At 44.2% G+C, this 5601-nt stretch carries 3 protein-coding genes and 4 pseudogenes; 6 read left to right on the plus strand and 1 reads right to left on the minus strand.

The window, feature by feature from the left end; genetic code table 11:
• Positions 1-395: hypothetical protein (locus MMY81_RS32870; protein ID WP_374563452.1), on the plus strand; the 395-nt coding region annotated here is incomplete at its 5' end.
• 55 nt (positions 396-450) lie between these two features.
• Here the strand turns inward: MMY81_RS32870 and MMY81_RS32875 are convergent.
• Positions 451-978, minus strand: coding sequence for a UbiA prenyltransferase family protein (locus MMY81_RS32875; RefSeq protein ID WP_252316128.1), 528 nt, complete (start codon positions 976-978; stop codon positions 451-453).
• 552 nt (positions 979-1530) lie between these two features.
• On the opposite strand from MMY81_RS32875, the gene MMY81_RS32880 reads away from it, so the two are divergent.
• From MMY81_RS32880 to MMY81_RS32900, 5 genes and pseudogenes are all read left to right on the plus strand, one after another.
• Positions 1531-2037: a C40 family peptidase gene (locus MMY81_RS32880; RefSeq protein WP_252312010.1), complete on the plus strand. Its 507-nt coding sequence runs from the start codon at positions 1531-1533 to the stop codon at positions 2035-2037.
• Positions 2038-2101: 64 nt separating this feature from the next.
• A pseudogene (locus MMY81_RS32885) lies at positions 2102-2976 on the plus strand (SMP-30/gluconolactonase/LRE family protein).
• Between the two features lie 175 nt (positions 2977-3151).
• Positions 3152-4099, plus strand: a pseudogene (locus tag MMY81_RS32890) (ABC transporter permease).
• Positions 4089-5041 (plus strand): annotated as a pseudogene (locus tag MMY81_RS32895) (iron chelate uptake ABC transporter family permease subunit). The pseudogenes MMY81_RS32890 and MMY81_RS32895 overlap by 11 nt, the downstream one beginning before the upstream one ends.
• Positions 5035-5582, plus strand: a pseudogene (locus MMY81_RS32900) (ATP-binding cassette domain-containing protein); the annotation flags it as partial. The pseudogenes MMY81_RS32895 and MMY81_RS32900, both read left to right, overlap by 7 nt.
• Positions 5583-5601: the final 19 nt, after the last annotated feature.

Raw genomic sequence — 5601 nt, forward strand, 5'->3', positions numbered from 1 at the left:
AGGAAGAGGACGAAGAGGAAACAGAAGAAGAGGACGAAGAGGACGAAGAGGAAACAGAGGAAGAAGACGAAGAGGAAACAGAGGAAGAAGACGAAGAGGAAACAGAGGAAGAGGACGAAGAAGAAACAGAGGAAGAGGACGAAGAGGAATCAGAAGAGGACGAGAAGGAAAAATCCTTCCTGCCTGACAGCTCGGTAAGTCAGCTCGTTGATGACATTAAAGAAGAATTGAAAAACGAACTTAAAAAAGATATTCTGGATCAGGTAAAACAGGATGTAATAGATCAAGTTCGGAAAGAGTTAACGGATGAGTATAAAGAGAAGCTGGTAAAAGATGTGCAGAAAGATCTAAAAAAGCAGATAAAAAAAGACATAAAAAGCAGTAAAAAGAAATAGAAACAGCAGTAAGTAATTAAAACCCGCCGGGCTGCCCGGCGGGTTTTGTGTGCTTTTAAATAAACAGGCCGAGCCAGACCGCTGCAGCCATTGCAAGAAGAAGCAGCCATTTTTCATGCTGAGTCACCTGCTGAATATCATGGACATTCATTTTCCAGACCAACAGCAGCGAAAGGCCAATAAATATCAAAGCCCCGGCTGCGGCCCACATCCGGTCACCGCCGATCCAAAGAGCGCAGCCGGCAGCCAACATTAAATAGATCAGCGCAGGCACTTTCGCCGCAGCCGGTCCAAACCGTGAAACTGACCACACAACGGTTGTATTTTTTACAGGGGAGGCCCGGCGGTCTGCTTTCTGGTCCGGAATATGATGAACCATTACCCAGGCCAGGCATAAAAGAGCGTTCACCGCTGCGTTCTGGTAACCCCATTCCGGAACGGTCCCAAGAATAAGCCATGGCCCGGCAAGTCCCAGAACAAAAATAGAAGGAAACAGGCTCAGCCATTCCCCAGCCAGAGGAGTGTAGCTGAACTGAAAAGGCGGAAGCGAATAAGAAGCAGCTGCCCATACACCAACAACCAAAAGAACAGCAACAGGAAATCCTAAATAGCACCGCTGCAGCGATTAACAGAAGGCCGGCTAGTGCTTTTCCAAGCGTTAATAGAGCATCAGGAGAAATACGACCTTCCTGAATCACCCGGCTTCCTCCTGAGAGCAGAGCAGGGCTCAGCGTGTCTGTTCCGGAGAGGTGATCGCTGTAATCATTAAAAGCATGCGTTAGTACGCCGTGCACCGCAAATGCCCCTGCCAATAAAAAAAGCATAGTAAAAAATAAAGTAGAAAAAGAAAAAGCATAATAGATAAATAATGGAAGCATGGTAGAAAGAACAGCGACCGCACTGGAAGAAACAACGGCTACCGCCCTCATAAGCTGAAGAAGTAACTGGTAGATAGAAATCGAACGAGAGTTCAACAGCGGTCAGCCCTTTCCGAATAAATGGTAATACAGCTTTTTTTTCAGTATGAAGGAGAATGAGAGCAGTTTAAAGGAAAAAGAGAAACCAGTTTGATAGAAATAAAAGAAATAGTTGTATTATACTGGAAAGATAAATAAAAAAGATAAAGGAGCATACGATGTCCCGTTATTACGCGATGATATATGCAGCAGTCTTTCTCGGACTCGCAGGCTGTTCCTTTGAAGCAGAAGAACCGCTGAAAAAAGAAACTTCTGCAGACTGGAGTCAGTCAGACCGGGAAAACGTAATCGAAGCCGCAGCTGCACAGATTGGAAAAACAGAATATGAATTCGGAGCCGGCAGAAATGAAGCAGAGCGGGAAGAAGGTATTTTTGACTGTTCAAGTTTTGTGCACTGGGCATTTGAACAAGAAGGAATGAAGCTTGGATCGATGCGGGGCGTCACTACGGATACAATAAAACATAAGGGTGAGCAGATTCCTCCGGAAGAGATGCAGATCGGGGATCTTGTGTTTTTTGATACGTACAAAGAAGATGGACATGTAGGCATATATATAGGGAATGGAGAATATATCGGCGCTCAGGAAAGTACGGGAGCTGCAGTGGAAAGCCTGGAGGAAGGCTATTGGAGCAGCGTATTTAACGAGCATGTCAGACGCATTTAATATAAAGGTTTAGCAGAAAGGGAGAGGGGAACATAAACAAAAAGAAGGAAAAGGGTGAAGTGTCATGAAAACAGCAGAATGTGTAGTCGATGAAAAGGCAGAACTGGGGGAAGGACCAAGCTGGAATGCAGAGCTTGAAGTGTTGTACTGGGTCGATATCGAAGGGAAAAAACTGATGATATACGATCCGGCAGAAAATAAAAACGAAACTATTTCGCTTGAGCAGTACATAGGAGCCGCGGTGCCCAAACGGGACGGCGGTCTTATATTGGCCATGCAGCATGGGTTTTATGAATTTGATTTAAATACTAAGCAATTAGAAGCGATTCATGATCCGGAACAGCACAAGCCGAATAATCGTTTTAATGACGGCAAGTGCGATCCATTCGGCCGTTTCTGGCAGGCACAATGTCTTTTGACCAGGAAGAAGGCGAAGCCTCTCTTTACCGTCTTCATTCCGATCATTCAGTGTATACTGTCGTAAACAATTTAACTATTTCCAACGGCATGGCCTGGTCGGAAGACGGCTCGTTGATGTATTTTATTGATACACCCGCGAAAACGATCTATACGATGAACATTGATCCGCTCACAGGAACAGCGGACGATCCGGAAGTTGCATTTGTCGTGCCGGATGAAGAAGGGCCTCCGGACGGAATGACCATTGATTCCGAAGGGAAGCTGTGGATTGCCCACTTTGGAGAGGGACAGGTAATCCGCTGGGACCCTGAAAGTGGAAAGGCTCTGGAAAAAATAAAAGTACCTGTCTCTGTTACGACCTCGTGTACTTTCGGGGGAAAAGACCTCAAAGATTTGTACATTACGACAGGAAGCTCTGCTTTGGATGACGAACAGAAAAAAGAACAGCCCCAGGCTGGCGGTCTTTTTAAAGTTCGTGTGGATGTAAAAGGCACACCTTCTCATTATTTTGGTGACTAAAGAAAAGCTGCCCCCGGGCGGCTTTTTTTTTTTGAAAAATTTTCAAAAAATACCTGTCCGTTATTGACAGACTGTAAAAATACGCTAGAATGAAAAGTGTTCCTAATTGATAATGAATATCATTATTAATAAAAAAGAATACAGAATATGGTCTGTACGTAGAAAGTTTGATGGTATGAAAATATGGTACTTAGTTGTCGCATTGATTGTTTTATCTTTTGTTTCTTTATTTATTGGAGTGAGTGATCTAACTCCGCTTGATTTGTTCACCATAACCGAGGATCAGTGTCAGACATTGACGGTCAGCAGAATACCAAGGCTTGCGAGTATTATTATTGCCGGCATGAGCATGAGCATCTGCGGGCTGATCATGCAGCAGCTGACGAGAAATAAATTTGTTTCTCCAACGACAGCGGGAACGCTTGATTCTGCGAGCCTCGGCATTTTAGTATCGCTGATGTTTTTCACGGCCGCGAGCCCGCTTTTTAAAGCAGGCATCGCCTTTTTATTCGCTTTGGCCGGCACGTTTGTATTCATGAAGATTCTGGAGAAAGTCCAGTTTAAAGATCCTATTTTTATTCCGCTCGTCGGCTTGATGTTTGGGAATATTATTGGAAACGACCTTTTTCGCCTACCGGAATGATCTCATCCAAAATATGAATTCCTGGATGTTCGGCGATTTTTCCCTGATCATCGGCGGCCAGTATGAATTGATTTATCTGGCACTGCCTGTACTGCTGCTGGCTTATTTTTTTGCCAATCGTTTCACGGTAGCTGGAATGGGGGAGGAATTTGCGGTAAATCTTGGCTTGAATTACCGCCAGGTCATTAATATTGGGCTCATTATTGTAGCGATGGTCACATCCGTCATTGTACTTATTGTAGGGGCTATCCTTTTCTGGGATTAATTATTCCAAACATCGTCACCATATACTTAGGAGACCATTTGAAGAAAAGTCTCCATCACACTGCTCTGCTCGGAGCCGTTTTCGTATTGTTCTGCGATATTCTGGGAAGGCTGATTATTTTCCCGTATGAGATATCTATAGGCCTTACCGTTGGTGTGATAGGAAGTGCTGTATTTATTTACCTGTTAGTGAGGAGAAGGCATTATGGGCTATAAACCAAAACTCGCCATCCTTGCTGCATTAGCTTTAGTTCTGATTGTCTTGTTTATGGTAGTGGGAGCCAATGGAAATTGGGACTATATTCTCCCAGCCGCGGAAAAAAACTTTTCGCTATTGTATTAACAGGTGCGGCTATTGCTTTTGCCACGATGGTATTTCAGACAATTACCAACAACCGGATTCTGACACCAAGCATACTGGGACTTGATTCTCTGTATATGCTGCTGCAGACATCCTTTATCTTTTTTCTCGGCTCGACAAGTCAGGCGTTATTAAACCGGGAGCTGAACTTCCTGCTTTCCGTGGCAATGATGGTGTTTTTCTCGTTTGTTCTTTACAAATTGCTGTTCAAGCGGGAAGGGCCGAATGATATCTACTTTTTACTGCTTATCGGGATTATCTGCGGTACCTTTTTTTCCAGCCTGTCGTCGTTCATGCAGATGGTGATTGATCCAAACGAGTTCATGACAATTCAGGACCGTATGTTTGCAAGCTTCAACAACGTAAATACAGACATTCTTTGGCTGTCTGCGCTGCTGCTTCTGCTTTGCAGCCTGTATTTTCTCCGTTTTTCCAAATACCTTGATATTTTGTCCCTCGGCCGGGATCATGCGGTGAATCTTGGAGTACCGTATGACCATGTAGTCAAAAGGCTGTTGGTTATTATATTTGTCCTGATTGCGATTGCTACCGCTCTGGTCGGTCCGATTACGTTTCTCGGGCTTCTTGTAGCAAACGTAGCCCACGAATTTTTGAAAACATATAAACACGGCGCACTTATTATCGGCTCTGTATTAATCAGCGTTATCGCCCTCGTCGGCGGACAATTTATTGTTGAACGAATATTTACTTTCTCCACTACGGTCAGCGTTATTATTAATTTTATCGGCGGTGTCTATTTCATTTATTTATTACTGAGGAGGAATAAAGCATGGTAGAAGTGCAGGGCATTACTAAGCAGTACGGCGGAAAAAACGTCATAGAAAACATTTCGCTGAAAATACCGAAAGGGAAAATCACTTCCTTTATCGTCCGAACGGAGCCGGGAAAAGCACCCTGCTTTCCGTTATCAGCCGTTTGATCAAAGCGGATGCAGGAAACGTATGGATTGATGACAAAGAAGTGAGCACGTGTAACAGCAATGAACTGGCAAAAAAGGTATCGATTCTGAAACAGGCCAACTCCATTAATATCCGCCTGACCGTAAAAGAATTAGTCTGCTTTGGACGATTTCCCTATTCGCAGGGTCGTTTGAAAAAAGAAGACTGGCTTCATATAGAAGAAGCTATTGAGTATATGGAGCTCAAGGACATGGAGGACATGTATTTGGATCAGCTGAGCGGCGGTCAGAAACAGCGCGCGTTCATTGCAATGGTCATTGCCCAGAACACAGAGTATATCCTGCTCGACGAACCTCTCAACAATCTGGATATGAAACACTCCGTCCAGATTATGAAAGTGCTGCAGCGCCTCGTAAAAAATGAATAAAACGGTGGTT

Source organism: Sinobaca sp. H24, assembly GCF_023845525.1.

What these genes read in the sequence shown, in the direction of transcription:
- MMY81_RS32880 (WP_252312010.1), top strand. Translation starts at nt 1,531, where the DNA reads ATGTCCCGTTATTACGCGATGATATATGCAGCAGTCTTTCTCGGACTC.